Here is a 15,099-nt window from a genome sequence, read left to right on the forward strand (position 1 = left end):
TCTTTATGGCTGTGCTTTTTTTTAGCGGTTAGCGATCAGCTTCCAGCTGTTCGCAGCAGCGAAGGAGATATTTTCGTATTAAAACAAAAAATCAGCATGAGATTTTTACTGCTGTTCGCCGGCATGGCTGTGGCCATGCAGCCGGCACAAGCCCAGAAACAAAAAAAAGTGGACAGTGCATCAGCCGTTATTACCTACGGCTTCAGCAGCAACGGGAAGCCCGTTACGGGCAACGAAACGCAGCTGTTTATTGACCATCAGCGCGCCCATATCGTTGCCGGCGGGAACAAACAAAAAGAACAGCAGTACCTGCAGCTACAGGAACAAACCACCTTACAGGTATTAAGTATACCTAACAACGACGTATATACGTTAAAGAAAGCGTTCAGCGAATACACCACCCCTGAACTTCTCCCGGATACCGCCACCATCCTGGGACATGTTTGTAAAAAGGCAAAACTGTTTATCCGCTCCAATACCATCGAGGTGTGGTATACCAATGCCCTCCCGCTGAAAGGAACACCTAATCTTACTATTGCACCGGGATTAGGACTGGTGCTGAAAATAGTGCGCAACGGCAATAGTGAAACACTGGCAAAGAAAATAACCTGGCGCAGCATAACCGATGCAGAACTCAACTGGCCTGTCAACACCGGCAAAATGGTAGATGATGCCGCCTATATGCGGCAAATAATAGACAGCCGTTATACTACCCTGCCTGTCTTTAACCAGGAGCAGATCAGTTGGGGTAACAATCCCGTCAACCCCGCAGGCGAACAGCTTAATCAAACCTATCATTACGCCGGTGGCACAGTGATATTAAAAAAAGTATCGCTGCCCGCGGTTAAAAAAGGACAAACCCTTTTTGCGGAACTTGCCCAATACTCCAATGGAGATGCATACGACCGCACCGGGTCGGTATTTATGATCCCGGCCGATAAAGCGGTTTCTTTCCTGGACGGATTGCAAAAGGGCGTACAGGCGTTGCCGTTATTCACAGCCAACAACGGTAAACCGTATCATGGCATGGTGGCCACCGACAATTACCTTCCTGCATTAGAAATATTGCGCTTTTTTACACCCTTTGGTGTACGGCAATTTAATAACCAGGTGAAGATAGCCGGTTACAACTGGGCAGATTCCGTGATCTATAAACAGGATATTACAGAGCTGCATAGCCGCCTCCAGGGCGATGTGTGGATAGGTGTATATATTGGTAATTATGATAAGGGCGGTCATAAGGTAAGCCTGAGCTTTAAATATTATCCAGGTGATCCGGAAGATGAAAACAGGCCAGGGCCCAACTGGATATCCCCGGTTTTTAACACCACCAACCTGATGGAAATGGCCGGACAGGAATATGCAACCCTGTTCGACAAAGACTCTCTGAAAGTAACGGTGAATATTCCCGAAGGACTTAAAAATGTACAGTTGCGTTTCCTGACCACCGGCCATGGTGGCTGGGGTGGCGGCGACGAGTTCAATCCTAAGCAGAATGAAATTTTTGTAGATGGCAAACGGGTATATCATTTTATTCCATGGCGCACGGACTGCGCTACCTATCGCTTGTCTAACCCGGCTTCGGGCAACTTTGGCAACGGGTTATCCTCTTCAGACCTGAGCCGTTCCAACTGGTGTCCGGGCACGCTTACTTCGCCGGTATACATTTCCCTGCCGGATATTACGCCAGGGGTACATACCATACAGGTAGCCATTCCGCAAGGCAAACCTGAAGGCAGCAGCCAGAGCTTCTGGAATGTATCCGGAACGCTGATCGGAGAAAAGAAATAATTCCTGCTGCCATGACTACAGCGAAAAACCATTCGCAGCAGTCATGGCAGTAATCTGCGCATAATCACCCATTTTTGCACCATGAATGATTTATACCAGGGCTTTTTAGAAGGGCTACATCAGATGACCTGGCTGGAAGGAATGGCGGTATGCTTTGCTGTCTTGTCGGTTATCTTTCAAAAAAATAATAATATCCTGGTATATCCTACCGGTATCATCAGTACTGGTATTTACACCTACCTGCTGTCGCGCGAGCATTTTAAGCTGTATGCCGACGCCACCCTGAATGCTTACTATCTTGTAATGAGTGTGTATGGCTGGGTATATTGGGCAAAGAAAGGCCCCACTACGCCATCTACACCTATCATGCGAAGCAGCCGTAATGAATTAATCACCGCCACTTCCATTGCATTGGTGGGCTGGGGCGTTTTCTATTTCCTGCTAACGAGGTTTTCAGATTCCAATGTGCCGGTAATGGATGCCTTTGTTTCTGCTGTTGCCTGTGCCGGCATGTGGTTACTGGCCAAACGTAAACTGGAAAACTGGATATTGCTGAACATCTCCAACCTGGCAGCCATACCGCTGTTGTTTTACAAGCATCTTTACCTGACAGCCTTTCTTACCATCTTTTTATTTATCATTGCCATATTCGGATATCTTGACTGGAGAGCTGAGGTGCAGCAAAGAGAAATTTCCCGCAAATGAAGAAAGTCGTTGTTATAGGACCTGAATCAACAGGTAAAAGTACACTCAGTGAAAAGCTGGCAGCACACTTTAATACCGTATGGACGCCGGAGTATGCCCGTGAATACCTCGATCAGCTGAATCGCCCTTACGGGGAGCATGACCTGTTGGAAATTGCAACCGGTCAGGTAGCGCTGGAACGCCGGCAGGCCGGTAAAGCGAATAAGGTGCTTATATGTGATACCGATCTCTATGTGATAAAGGTTTGGAGCGAACATAAATATGGTCATTGCGATCCCCGTATTTTAAACCAGGTTGCTCAGCAGCATTGTGATCTGTACCTGCTTACTTATATTGATTTGCCCTGGGAGGAAGATCCTCAGCGGGAATACCCTGACCCGGCCATGCGAACCTATTTCTACAATATTTATAAAGACATTGTGATGGCGTCCGGAGTAAACTGGGTAGATATCAGGGGCAACTACCAGGAACGTGAGGCATTGGCCATAGCGGCCGTGGAACAACTGTTGCAAGCATAATTATTCTCTCCCGGTAACCAGTTCCATAATATCGGCATCAGGCGCAAGGTTACGCATTTGTACCAGGATTTTCCGCTGCCGGTAGCTAGTGATCCTTGCAGGCGGATTGATCGTGTATTTAACCGGGTTAGGCAAACAGGCGGCAATCATCGCGGCTTCTTCACGGTTAAGACTGGCGGCATTTTTATGGTAATTAACCTGGGCGGCTGCTTCTACACCAAATACGCCCTCTCCCATTTCAGCAACATTCAGGTATACTTCGAGGATACGTTGCTTGCCCCATATTTTTTCGATCATGAAAGTAAAATATACTTCGAGGCCTTTCCGGAACCAGCTGCGACCCTGCCAGAGAAAAACGTTTTTGGCTACCTGCTGACTGATGGTGCTGGCGCCTTTTATTTTTTTACTCTGCTGGTTATGTTTCATCGCTTTTTCAATAGACTTGAAGTCAAAACCGTTATGATCAGTGAAGAGCTGGTCTTCGCTGGCGATCACTGCGAGTTTGGCATGCTGTGAAATTTCATTATAGCTTGCCCATGTTTTCTGGAGCTTTTTATCCGTTCCCCAGAGGCTGCACCAGCTGGAGATTTCAGTGATGGTAATAGGCGGATTCACCCATTTTAACAGGATGATATATACAAATTGTGCAACAATTAAAACCAGTAGTACTCTCTTCAATCTCCTCCACGTTCTGGGTACAATGCCTTTTAAATTCATCGCGTAGGTTTACAAAAATCGGGACGAAAGGTAGATTAAAAAGCTGAAAGCAAAAAGCAGAAGGCAAAAAGCTATTATGTAGAATAATAATAGTAGCTGATCTACATAATAGCTTTTTGCGTTCTGCTTTTTGCTTTCGGCTTCCGTCCAAAAACCGTAATTTTAATATATGCTATTAAATGTACATCCAGATAACCCGAATCCGCGCCATATAAAAACGATCATAGAATGTTTGAAAGATGGAGGGATCATTATCTACCCTACTGATACGGTATATGGTTTAGGTTGCGATATTACCCAACACAAAGCCATAGAACGGGTAGCAAGGATCAAGCATATTGATCCGAAAAAGGCACAGTTTTCTTTTATCTGTTACGACCTGAGTCATTTATCTGATTACGCTAAAAGCGTGGATACGCCCATATTCAGGATGTTGAAAAAAGCGCTGCCTGGTCCGTATACCTTTATTTTACCGGCCAGTAAGATGGTACCTAAGTTACTGAAAACAAAAAAGGATACGGTTGGTATCAGGGTGCCGGATAATAATATCTGCCGCACTATAGTAAAGGAACTGGACAATCCGCTGATGAGTACTACTCTTCCCATAGAAGATTATGTGGAAGAATATACTGACCCGGAGATTATTTATGAGAAGTTTGGTAACCAGGTAGACATTGTAATAGATGGTGGTCCTGGTGGAATGGGCTTTTCGACGGTAATAGATTGTACTGGCCCGGAACCGATATTAATCCGTGAAGGGATGGGCAGCTTTGAGGAAATAACCTGATAAATCAATTGTATGATATGGAGATGGATGGTATTTGCAGCGGGTATTGTGTTGGTCAGTAATATGGCTTTCGCCCAAACATTTAAATTGAAACCGGTGAAGTTATTACCGGCTGTTAAAACTACTTATCCTCCTCCCACCCAGCGGGCTGTATCCCCGGTTTATATGATGGCGCCGGATACCTATTACCGGCAACACTTTGGTTTTTTCTGTAAACAGGAATGGACGTGGCAAAAACGCACGGGTCTACCGGTAAAAGTACGGTTAGGGAACTATTCTTATACACAGCAGCTCGAAGGGAAACATTAAAACCGTTTACTACACTGATATTGGTGGATAATAGTTGATTTAATCAACAAAATATAGTTGCCACAGGCAAGGAGATGGGAATAGCTTTTTAGCTTTTAGCCGTTAGCTTTTAGCTTTTAGTAAATGCAGCGAAAACGACACTATGTTGATCTTCGCTGCATTTACTAAAAGCTAACGGCTAAAAGCTATTTAATTCCCAGTTTTTTCGCGATATCTGCCGGTAATGCTTTTTTGTTTACCATGAAGCAGGTGGTTTTATAAGCGAAGTAAGGTTCAGAAGCGTAGAAATATCCCTGGCCCGGATTATCGGTTCCCCAGGAATTTTTAACGCGGAAGTATTTATTGCCGTTCTGATCTTTTGCCAGCCCTACAATGTGCATACCGTGATCATCCTGTGTTTCGAAGTTATCGAAGGCTTGCTGACGCAATTCAGGAGTGATGGTTTTTTCTTTGCCGGGTTCCAGGAAAGCGTTTCTTCTCTCTTCAGCAGACATATCGGCCCAGTCTTTTTCCGGAACGATTGCCAGTCCGTCTTTGAAATTGAATCCTTTTTCGCTTACATCGGCAGCCCATGCAATGGAGTAGCCATTGAGGATCGCATTTTCAGCGATGCCGGTAAAGTCATTGAGGTTTACGTTATACACTTTTTCCCAGTTCCAGTTGTCCGGAACCTCCAGTACAAACTGGGAGTTGTAAGGGTGGTGTGTAAAAGAAGAGATCAGCACATAGTCGTCGGCATTGAGGCCCAGATCTTTTGCAAAAGACTGCGGCGTGTAGCTTTTACCGTTATACTGGAACTTTTCGGGGGCATCTCCCATATAAGCATTCAATACGCCGTCGAAAGCTTTTGACCAGTCTGGATTGATGGTGCCGGTAGCATTACCTATTTTGTTGACCATACCTTCCAGGAGACTTTCCATTTCGGCGTGGTTATACATTTTTCCTTTGTTGCCATCGTACACGCCCTGTGGTACAAGGCCATATTCGCGGAGGCATAGCAGATCGTCAGGGAATCCGCCACCTTCACCGAAGTTGGCTTTTCCGTGCATGCGTACATAGTTGGCTGCTTTTAGCGGGTACATTTTACGCACTACGTACATTTCGCTAAGGTTCAGGCCTTTGTTTTTACCGCTGCGGAGTAATTCTGATTCAAAGAAAGACAGGCCGGAGAATGACCAGCAGGTGCCGGTACGTCCCTGGTTCTGTACATCGCCTGCATCCAGGTTCTTCAAAACGGTGAATTGGTATTTGCTTCCCTCTACGTTGGTATTGTTTTGTGCAAACGCTCCTATGCTGCTGAGCATGGCGGCACACATTATCCATTTCTTCATGGTGTATAATGATAAGTTTTTAAAAACAAGGACCAAAAATAAGGGAAAGCGGCTACTTGACAGATGAAAAGATGGATGAACGGAGCTTGCTACAGCTACTTGTTTTACATTGTTCCTGCGAATTACGGTTATCTTTCCTGGTATTGACTCCGGGTAATTTCCCACTCCCAGAGGTCTTCTCCTTCTTTATTTTTAATTGTACCTACAAATCGCATTCCTGCTTTTTGTAATATTTTAACGGATGCATTATATTCTTCCTCTGTATGTGCTATTACGCGTTTTACATAAGAATGTCCGAAAGCAAAGCGGATCAGGGATTCGGCCATTTCGGTACCCAGGCCTTTTTCCCGGTAATCCGAGGTTATTTCATAACCTATTTCTACCAGTCCATCGCCATTGGGTTTGCCTTTGAAGCCACCAGCACCAATCAGGCGCTTGTCGGCGCGGTGAATCACCAGGTAAAAGAACCAGCCCAGCATGGCAGGATCATTACGTAACTTATCATATGCTACCAGGACCATTTCGGGATACTCTGTCCACCCTTCCTGAATAGATATGCCAAGCAGGTCGGCCAGGTGATCGTTGCCCTGTAATAGCAATTCGAAATGCTCAAGTGAGCACGGCAACAATTGTAGTCGAGGTGTTTGGATCATGTTTGAAAACTAGTAAACTGTTTTGGGAAATACAAGAGGTAAGCGGTAAGCTTTTAGCTTTTAGCTGTTGGTAAATGCTGCGAAGATGACGTTATGTGGTCTTCGCAGCATTTACTAACAGCTAAAAGTTAATTCCTGAAAGCCGGATCAATGTGCTTCCAGCCAGTTATTACCAATGCCCATTTCCGCTTCTACGGGAACAGACAATGGCAGGGCGCTACGCATCAGATCTAATATAAGGGGTTTAATAATTTCTAATTCGGAACGATGGGCATCAAAAACCAATTCATCATGCACCTGCAAAAGCATGCGGGATTTGAGATTTCGTTCTTTAAATGCTTTATGGATCGATATCATGGCCAACTTAATCATATCGGCCGCGGTACCCTGAATAGGCATATTAATCGCATTCCTTTCGGCAAAGCCACGTACTACTGCGTTGGAGGAATTAATATCTTTCAGCCATCTTTTTCTACCCAGCAGTGTTTGCACATAACCGTTTTCCTGCGCAAATTTCACCTGGTCTTCCATGTACTGTTTGATGGAAGGGTATTGTGCAAAATAGTTATCGATCAGCATCTTTGCTTCCGCGCGCGGAATGCCCAGGTTTTCGGACAAACCAAATGCACTTACACCGTAGATAATACCGAAGTTTACGCTCTTCGAATTCCGGCGCATATCAGGCGTTACGGCATCCAGTTCCACATTGTATACTTTGGCGGCAGTGGCTGCGTGAATGTCGGTACCGGATCTGAAAGCCGCCGACATTTCTTTGTCTTCACTGATGGCCGCAATAATACGCAGTTCTATCTGCGAATAATCCGCCGACAGCAACACGTACTCCTCATTGCGGGGAATAAAGGCCTTGCGTATTTCACGGCCTCTGTCGGTACGGATGGGAATGTTTTGCAGGTTAGGATTATTGGAGCTTAACCGGCCTGTTACAGCCACCGCCTGGTTATACGAAGTATGAATCCGGTTGGTGCGTTTATTAAGCAGTAACGGTAATGAATCTACGTAGGTAGACTTCAGCTTGCTCAGCTCTCGGAAAATGAGAATGTCTTCTACGATCTGGTGTTTATTGGAAAGCTTTTGCAGCACATCTTCCCCGGTGGCGTACTGGCCTGTGCGTGTTTTCTTTGCTTTAGGATCCAGCTGCAGTTTTTCAAACAGCACTTCTCCCAGTTGCTTGGGGGATGCCAGTTTAAAGCGCACGCCAGCCTGTTCATATACGCTTTCTTCGGCCCGTTTGATTTCTTTTTCCAGCTCGCGCGAATAATCTGCCAGTGCCTGGGTATCCAGGGCAATGCCTTCATACTCCATGTCGGTCAGCACCTGTACCAATGGATTCTCTATATCGTAAAACACTTTGTCCACTGCCTTTTCAGGGAGTATAGGTAAAAATACTTCTTTCAGTTGCAGTGTTACATCAGCATCTTCCGCAGCATATTCTTTTATTTTTTCTATTTCCACATCCCGCATATTACCTTGTCCCTTCCCTTTTTTGCCGATCAGCGACTCAATGGAAACGGGCTCGTAGCCAAGGTATTGGGCGCTTAATACATCCATGCTCCTGCGGCCTTCCGGTTCTATCAGGTAATGCGCCAGCATGGTATCAAACACTGCGGTAGTAACATCCACACCATACCACTTCAGGATCAGCATGTCGTACTTCACATTCTGTCCTACCAGTAAAATGCTTTTATGCTGAAACAGCGGTATAAATTCGTGGATAATAGCACGGGCAGCGGTATTGTCAGCCGGCAGCGGAATGTAATAAGCTTCTCCTTTTTTAAAGGCAAAGCTCATTCCCACTATATCAGCTTCATTGGCATCTGTGCCGGTGGTTTCCGTATCAAATGAAACTTCTTCCTGTTGCAGTAATTGTTGCAAAAGGGCGGTTCTTTTTTCTGCGGTATCCACCACTTCATACTGATGTGGTGTGTTGTGGATATTTTTATCCGCCATCAGGATGTTAACGGATTCAATTACTTCGGTGGCTACGGTTATTTCTTCTGTTACAACAGCGGTGCCGAACAAATCTGTTTGCACTACTTTGGGTTTGATATCGGCGCCGGCACTGCCACCAAAGCCCTCTCCCAGTATTCTTTTGCCGAGTGTTTTAAATTCAAGCTCTGTAAAGATGCCGGTAAGTTTTTCTTTATCACAATCTTTGATACAGAAATCTTCTTCATGAAAGCTGACCGGTACATTGGTGATAATGGTCGCCAGCTCTTTGGAAAGAATCGCGTTGTCGCGACCGGCTTTGATCTTCTCTCCCATTTTACCGCCAATGGCGTCGGCATTATCCAGCACATTTTCGAGGGAATGATATTGCGCCAGTAATTTCATCGCGGTTTTTTCACCGATGCCGGCAATGCCCGGAATGTTATCCACGGCATCGCCCATGAGGCCGAGGATATCAATTACCTGGTGTACATCTTTGATCTGCCATTTCTCACATATTTCCTTAGGCCCCATGATCTCCTCCTTGTTGCCCATATAGGGAGGTTTGTATATGAAGACATTATCCCTGACCAGCTGTCCGTAATCTTTATCCGGGGTAACCATGTATACGGTATAACCTGCATCTGCAGCCTGCCAGGCCAGTGTGCCGATCACATCGTCTGCTTCGTAGCCATCCAGTTCCACCACGGGAATATTGAAGCCTTCAATGATGCGTTTTATATCCGGTAATGCATCCAGGAGATCTTCCGGCGCATCTTCCCTGTTGGCTTTATAGTCGGTATACGTGGTATGACGCTCTGTTGGCGCGTGCGTGTCAAACGCAACCGCCATATGAGTGGGCTTTTCTTTATTGATGAGATCCAGTAAAGTAGTGGTAAAACCAAACTGCGCATTGGTATTCCGACCCGCAGTGGTGATGCGGGGATTCCTGATCAGGGCGTAGTAAGCCCTGTAAATCAGTGCCATGGCGTCCAGTAAAAATAATTTCTTTTCCATCGCTAAACCTACAAGATTTAATTTGAATCTGCAAAATTAAGATAGTACCACAATATACGGTGAGGGTGTAACTTTAACGTTGAAAAAAAAGTAAAGAATGAATAAAATTTATTATTTGTCTACCTGCAGTACCTGCAAAAAGATACTGGAAGAAACCAATGCAAAAGAGCGGGGCTTTGTTTTACAGGACATAAAAAAAGATAAAATCACCCCCGCTCAACTCGATGAAATGCATACCCTTTCCGGTAGTTATGAATCACTGTTTAGCCGCAGGTCCCAGCAGTACAGGCCAATGGGACTTCACGAAAAGGAGCTGAAGGAAACGGACTACCGCGATCTGATTTTGCAGGAGTATTCTTTCCTGAAACGCCCGGTGGCGATAGTGGGTAAGAAGATCTTTATCGGGGCGGATGTGAAAAATATTTAGCCAGGGTTGCTGAACACCATTGCTGGTTCAGATAATAAACGGCTGCCTGTTTTCGCGGGCAGCCGTTTGTTGTGTTATATATTACAGCGAAGCAATGAACTGTTGTACCACCTGTTTATACTGGTTCATATCCTGGTCATGGTGAAATGACCGGAAAGGGAAGCGGGACGCTTCGTCCAGTGCCGTTTTCAGGTTAAACTGTTCCTGTGAAAGGGAATAAAAATATCCTTTCTCCATCAGGTATTCTCCCAGGTACACCTGTTCTGATTGTCCGGGAGTGGGAATGAGGATGGCTTTTTTATTCAGTTTGGCAAGGTCCATCAGCGTGGTATAACCGGAGCGGCTCAGCACCATATCCGAAGCCAGCATGGCTTCATTCAGTTCGCTGGCGTTCAGGTGGTTAACCTGTGTAACACCGGGAGCCACTTCTGCGTGGTGGGGGATGCCAGGTTTACCGCTTACAATCAGGGCGGTGATCTTCAGTGGCTTGATCTGGTCCAGGATCAGTTTTTCCAGGTTGGAGCGTTGCGGCTCCGGTCCGGAGATCAGCACCAGGAGGTCATATTTTTTTGTAACATCCGGTTTGGGCTCAAAACGGCTCAAACACCCGATGTAGGTGGTATGCGCAGGTAATTGTGCGGGGTGCGCCAGTTCTCCTGAAAGGTTATTATTACCGGTGAAATCCGGGATCCAGCATGCACTGTATTTGTTAATAAAACGATAATTTATTTTTTGCAGCGTCCGCTCTATCCATCCGCCGAAAGGTGTTTTTATCAGCAGCTGATGTGTGATAAAAACAGTGGGGATTTTTTTATGGTATAAGCCAAAACGATTATCTGAAATAACTGCATCGATTTGATACTCAGCGACTATCTTCTTCAGCCACCGTTGTTCGTATTGCACGGTGCGGTATATTTTGGGAATCTGTTGTATGATTTTCAGTCCAAAATGCTGCCCTTTTTGTGCGTACTGAATGCGGTAGCCGGGAAGGGGAAATATAGTCAGCTGGGGGAATTCCTGCTGTAACAGGGCGGCATGTTTGCCTTCAGCAGCAATAAAAACCTGACAACCTGCGTTTAGCATTTCATGGATGAGCGGAATGTCCCGGGTGGCATGGCCAAGACCCCAATCCAGGGGAATTACAAGAATTTTACGGGCGGTTCGGATTGTGGACAAATAATTTAAAATTTTTTACGAATTTAGCTTAAATTACAAATGGGCATTGTTAAGAAAAGGTGAACTCTTTTAGACAGGTTTTAAATAATAGCTAAGTATATAAACTGCAGTATGAAAAGTATAAAATGGATCGTAGTCATTTTTCTTTGTGGAAGTTTGGCGATGGAGGGTTGTAAAGTTTTTAAGAAGAACGATTGCGGTTGTCCTACCATGAATAAAAAAAGGATGCACTAATAGAAATGTGTTTGACGAACGAAGACTTTAGCAACAACTGACAACTAACAATTTTGCCTTATCTTTTTGTTGAATTATCCTTGATACCTGGCCAAACAATATTTCGGGGAACAGTCAAATTTTTTATTCATGAAACCTGTAGATAGAGATTTATTAATCTTGCTACATGAAGATAGGTACACGGAGCAGCAGATACAATCTGCGGTTAGACAAATCAGCGAAATGCTTTCGTTGATTGAGACGATGGATTATCTCTGTGCAGTTATGGAAGTTATGGATTGTAACAAGAGTCGGATTACCAGCAAACGATCGGTGCTGGAAAAAGCAATTTCACGCAAGTCGCATAAGCCTTTCGAATTTATTATTCACAAGAACTAGTAGCTTTACCTCTACAAAATTCCCGTTATAGTAGCTTTGACCCGCTGCCTTATCTGCTTTGTTTTGCTTTTTTTTAAATTCTTGTTGTACGTTTGCCATCAATTAAATACGATTTAATGATGGCAGATTTTTCGCACCTGCAGGATTTTCTGAATCCTGTTTCCAAGGCATTGCTTAATGATGACCAGGAGTATGATCCGTACCAGGTGGGCGGTGTGATTGATGCGTATGAAGACGGGCACCAGCCTGATATTGATGCCGCCGATATCGTTTTGCTGGGAGTGGGAGAAGAAAGAGGAAGCTTGTCCGGCAAAACAGAAACAGGTGGTCCGGATGCTATTCGCCGTGAATTTTTCCGGTTGTATAACTGGCACCGTGATATTAAACTGGCAGATGTAGGGAACCTTTTACCCGGCGCATTTCTCGCTGATGCGTATGCTGCGATGAAAACAGTGGTGGCGGAATTACTGGCCGCCAATAAAACAGTGATTATACTCGGAGGCTCTCACGACCTCACCTACCCGCAATATAAAGCGTATGCTTCCCAGCAGCTAATTATTGAAGCCACTGTGGCAGATGCGCTGATAGATCTGAAAGAAGACTCTAATGTGCGCAGCGAGCGTTTCTTAATGGATATACTTACAGAACAACCCAACTACCTGCGGCATTACAATCACCTCGGATTCCAAAGTTATTTCGTACATCCGCGCATGTTAGAAACGCTGGATAAACTGCGCTTCGATTGTTTCCGGTTGGGACGTATCCGCGAAAACATGGAGGAAGCAGAACCAGTGTTGCGCCACTCCGATTTATTCAGCCTTGATATCAATATCATCCGCCATACTGATGCTCCCGCCAACCAGTTGTCGCCAAACGGATTCAGTGGCGAAGAAGCCTGCTCCCTGGCCAGGTATGCGGGCATGAGCAGCCGCCTCTCCTCTTTCGGTATTTATGGGTATCGCCCTGAAAAAGATAAAGAACAACTTACTGCACGGCAGATAGCACAGATGATGTGGTATTTTATGGATGGCCGCGCCGTAAAAAATAAGGAAGCCCTGCTGGATGACCGCGATGCTTTCTGGGAATTTCATATAGCCTTCTCCGATATAGAAACCGTTTTTCTGAAGAGCAAGAAAACCGGCCGCTGGTGGATGCAGTTACCTGACAGGGAATTTGTACCCTGCGCCTATAACGACTACCTCATGGCCAGTAATAATGAAATGCCGGAACGCTGGTTACGGCACCAGGAAAGACTCTGAGCAGTAGCCGTCTTTCTCTAAAACCGGGTAAGCTTCATGATTTATAAACAGGTCATACCACATCATGCATTGGCGGATTATATTGATTGTTTTTGGTCAATAGAAGGCGCCGGAAGCGAAATGCATACAGAACGCATTTTTCCGGACGGGAGCCCTGGCCTCGTATTGAATGTAGGTGAAAAATGCATTACCGACAACGGGGCGCTAACCATGCAGCCCAGGCGCTCTTATTTGGCAGGCGCTATGACTTCGTATAAAGAAACCTATCTTAACGAAAGAAATCACCTGGTCGGCGTGTGCTTTAAACCAGGCGCCTTCTCCCGGTTTTATAACTATTTGCCGCTGGCCGAAATTACAGAGCAAACAGTAGAACTGGAAAAAGCGCTTGCACCAGATATCAGCAAAATGGAGAAGTTGTCGTTTGCGGAATTAAACACATTTTTTCTCAAACGACTTATCATACCTAAAGAAGATCTTTCCCCTATTGTACGATGTATTAAAGAAACGGGAGGACAAATCACCGTGGATGCACTGGCCCAAAAGAATCACACCACCCGTCGGCAACTGGAAAGAAGTTTTCATAAATATATCGGCATCACTCCTAAAGAGTTTATTAATATCACGAGGTTTCAGCATGTTTTCCCGGACATCACCCATAATAAAAAAGACAAAAGCTTATTGGATATTGCTATTGAACATGGGTATTATGATCACGCGCATCTGACAAATGCAGTAAAGCGCTACACGGGACATCCCCCTTCCGGGTTTTAATTTTGTCGCCTTTTTCCAAACCAGTTCCTTCTTCCTCTATTATCTTTGCCCTATGAGAAAGATAATACTGAATTTAGCTACCACATTAGATGGTTTTATTGAAGGAGCCAATGGTGAATTGGATTGGTGCATACTGGAGGAAGATATGCATTTTGATCGCTTCCTGGAATCTGTTGACACCATTTTTTATGGACGTGTAAGTTATGATCTATGGGGTAATTACCAGCCTGATGCAGCTGCACCCGATATGGAAAAGCAGATTTACGCAGCTATACAGTCTAAAGAAAAATTCGTTTTTTCCAGCCAGTCAAGAGCGGATGATAAGGCTACTTTCATTAGCACCGATGTGGCAGCCATGGTAGAAAAAATAAGGAAACAACCAGGAAAAGATATCTGGCTGTATGGAGGTGCCAAACTGATCACCACGTTTATAGAAAACGGCCTGGTAGACGAATATATGATCTCGGTTCATCCAACGGCATTAGGCGCAGGCAAGCCTTTGTTTGATATACCTGCGCGACTGGACCTGGTACTGGCTGAAACAAAAGTATTCAAATCGGGTGTGGTGCAACTTATTTATACTCCGAAGACCAGGGCTTAAAAAAATATCACAACAAGCCGCCCGGTTAGATATTCAGTAGCGTTGCTACCCTGGCTTTCAGAAAGGCGGCTTTGTTATCTGTTGATATCATGTCATCGTCCAGCCCATCCATGGTGCGTTTGTGCATCTTTTCAACACGTTCGTCTATCTTTTTAAAATATTCATCTTTCTTTTCTTCCCAGGCGCCCTGTTCGATCCGTAGTTGTTGTTGCTGGCCGGGTGCGAGACTGGAGTAAAGTTGCTGTAAGGTATGGTGCAGTAAACTGTCCAGCTGCTTATAGTAAGTTGCCGCGCAGTTATACATACTGTGGCTATTGCCAAGGCATTGCTGGTAGTGGTTTTCGAGTGTGTCCAGCGCTGTTTTGTGTGATTGGGAATACGCATTGGTACACAGAAAAACCACCGGGATCAGGATAAGATTTCGCATAGGGTCTGTGTGAGACCCAAATATACAAAATATATATTTAAAATAATAATA

At 45.1% G+C, this 15,099-nt stretch carries 16 protein-coding genes; 10 read left to right on the forward strand and 6 right to left on the reverse strand.

Going from position 1 to position 15,099, the window contains the following annotated elements:
* Window positions 1-96 precede the first annotated feature (96 nt).
* The 3 genes from KE626_RS01050 to KE626_RS01060 all read left to right on the forward strand — a co-directional run bounded on the left by KE626_RS01050 (window position 97) and on the right by KE626_RS01060 (window position 3,014).
* On the forward strand, window positions 97-1,791 hold the full coding sequence (locus tag KE626_RS01050; protein WP_249207184.1) for a PNGase F N-terminal domain-containing protein: 1,695 nt from the start codon (window positions 97-99) through the stop codon (window positions 1,789-1,791).
* An 81-nt stretch (window positions 1,792-1,872) separates the two neighbouring features.
* Complete coding sequence (pnuC, locus tag KE626_RS01055; protein WP_211970988.1) at window positions 1,873-2,496, forward strand: nicotinamide riboside transporter PnuC; 624 nt, start codon at window positions 1,873-1,875, stop codon at window positions 2,494-2,496.
* Window positions 2,493-3,014 carry an AAA family ATPase gene (locus tag KE626_RS01060; RefSeq protein ID WP_211970990.1) on the forward strand — a complete coding sequence of 174 codons (522 nt, stop codon included), beginning with the start codon at window positions 2,493-2,495 and terminating at the stop codon, window positions 3,012-3,014. Before pnuC ends, KE626_RS01060 begins: the two co-directional genes overlap by 4 nt.
* Here the strand turns inward: KE626_RS01060 and mtgA are convergent, their stop codons facing one another.
* A complete protein-coding gene (gene mtgA, locus KE626_RS01065) occupies window positions 3,015-3,731 on the reverse strand; it encodes a monofunctional biosynthetic peptidoglycan transglycosylase (RefSeq protein WP_211970992.1) in 717 nt (238 codons plus the stop codon).
* A gap of 169 nt (window positions 3,732-3,900) precedes the next feature.
* On the opposite strand from mtgA, the gene KE626_RS01070 reads away from it, so the two are divergent.
* The gene (locus KE626_RS01070) at window positions 3,901-4,518 is read left to right on the forward strand and encodes an L-threonylcarbamoyladenylate synthase (protein WP_211970994.1); all 618 of its coding nucleotides are present in this window, start codon (window positions 3,901-3,903) and stop codon (window positions 4,516-4,518) included.
* A 12-nt stretch (window positions 4,519-4,530) separates the two neighbouring features.
* On the forward strand, window positions 4,531-4,827 hold the full coding sequence (locus tag KE626_RS01075; RefSeq protein ID WP_211970996.1) for a hypothetical protein: 297 nt from the start codon (window positions 4,531-4,533) through the stop codon (window positions 4,825-4,827).
* Between the two features lie 185 nt (window positions 4,828-5,012).
* Here the strand turns inward: KE626_RS01075 and KE626_RS01080 are convergent, their stop codons facing one another.
* The 3 genes from KE626_RS01080 to polA all read right to left on the reverse strand — a co-directional run bounded on the left by KE626_RS01080 (window position 5,013) and on the right by polA (window position 9,775).
* On the reverse strand, window positions 5,013-6,158 hold the full coding sequence (locus KE626_RS01080) for a C1 family peptidase (protein ID WP_211970998.1): 1,146 nt from the start codon (window positions 6,156-6,158) through the stop codon (window positions 5,013-5,015).
* A gap of 128 nt (window positions 6,159-6,286) precedes the next feature.
* Window positions 6,287-6,811: a GNAT family N-acetyltransferase gene (locus KE626_RS01085; RefSeq protein WP_211971000.1), complete on the reverse strand. Its 525-nt coding sequence runs from the start codon at window positions 6,809-6,811 to the stop codon at window positions 6,287-6,289.
* A 147-nt stretch (window positions 6,812-6,958) separates the two neighbouring features.
* A complete protein-coding gene (gene polA / locus KE626_RS01090; RefSeq protein WP_211971002.1) occupies window positions 6,959-9,775 on the reverse strand; it encodes a DNA polymerase I in 2,817 nt (938 codons plus the stop codon).
* A gap of 97 nt (window positions 9,776-9,872) precedes the next feature.
* Here polA and KE626_RS01095 point away from each other — a divergent pair, with 97 nt between their 5' ends.
* Complete coding sequence (locus KE626_RS01095) at window positions 9,873-10,202, forward strand: arsenate reductase family protein (RefSeq protein ID WP_211971004.1); 330 nt, start codon at window positions 9,873-9,875, stop codon at window positions 10,200-10,202.
* Window positions 10,203-10,283: 81 nt separating this feature from the next.
* Here the strand turns inward: KE626_RS01095 and KE626_RS01100 are convergent, their stop codons facing one another.
* Window positions 10,284-11,378 carry a glycosyltransferase gene (locus tag KE626_RS01100; RefSeq protein ID WP_211971005.1) on the reverse strand — a complete coding sequence of 365 codons (1,095 nt, stop codon included), beginning with the start codon at window positions 11,376-11,378 and terminating at the stop codon, window positions 10,284-10,286.
* Between the two features lie 363 nt (window positions 11,379-11,741).
* Here KE626_RS01100 and KE626_RS01105 point away from each other — a divergent pair, with 363 nt between their 5' ends.
* The 4 genes from KE626_RS01105 to KE626_RS01120 all read left to right on the forward strand — a co-directional run bounded on the left by KE626_RS01105 (window position 11,742) and on the right by KE626_RS01120 (window position 14,621).
* The gene (locus KE626_RS01105; RefSeq protein WP_089764628.1) at window positions 11,742-11,990 is read left to right on the forward strand and encodes a hypothetical protein; all 249 of its coding nucleotides are present in this window, start codon (window positions 11,742-11,744) and stop codon (window positions 11,988-11,990) included.
* Window positions 11,991-12,106: 116 nt separating this feature from the next.
* Window positions 12,107-13,249, forward strand: a complete 1,143-nt coding sequence (locus tag KE626_RS01110; protein WP_249207186.1) for a formimidoylglutamase — start codon at window positions 12,107-12,109, stop codon at window positions 13,247-13,249.
* 36 nt (window positions 13,250-13,285) lie between these two features.
* Window positions 13,286-14,020 (forward strand): helix-turn-helix domain-containing protein, encoded by a 735-nt coding sequence (locus KE626_RS01115; protein ID WP_211971006.1) that lies wholly within the window; start codon window positions 13,286-13,288, stop codon window positions 14,018-14,020.
* Window positions 14,021-14,072: 52 nt separating this feature from the next.
* On the forward strand, window positions 14,073-14,621 hold the full coding sequence (locus KE626_RS01120; protein WP_211971009.1) for a dihydrofolate reductase family protein: 549 nt from the start codon (window positions 14,073-14,075) through the stop codon (window positions 14,619-14,621).
* Window positions 14,622-14,646: 25 nt separating this feature from the next.
* Here KE626_RS01120 and KE626_RS01125 read toward each other — a convergent pair whose 3' ends face one another.
* Window positions 14,647-15,048 carry a lysozyme inhibitor LprI family protein gene (locus tag KE626_RS01125; RefSeq protein ID WP_211971011.1) on the reverse strand — a complete coding sequence of 134 codons (402 nt, stop codon included), beginning with the start codon at window positions 15,046-15,048 and terminating at the stop codon, window positions 14,647-14,649.
* Between the last annotated feature and the right edge of the window lie 51 nt (window positions 15,049-15,099).

This window comes from Chitinophaga hostae, from assembly GCF_018224885.1.
GTDB lineage: Bacteria > Bacteroidota > Bacteroidia > Chitinophagales > Chitinophagaceae > Chitinophaga > Chitinophaga hostae.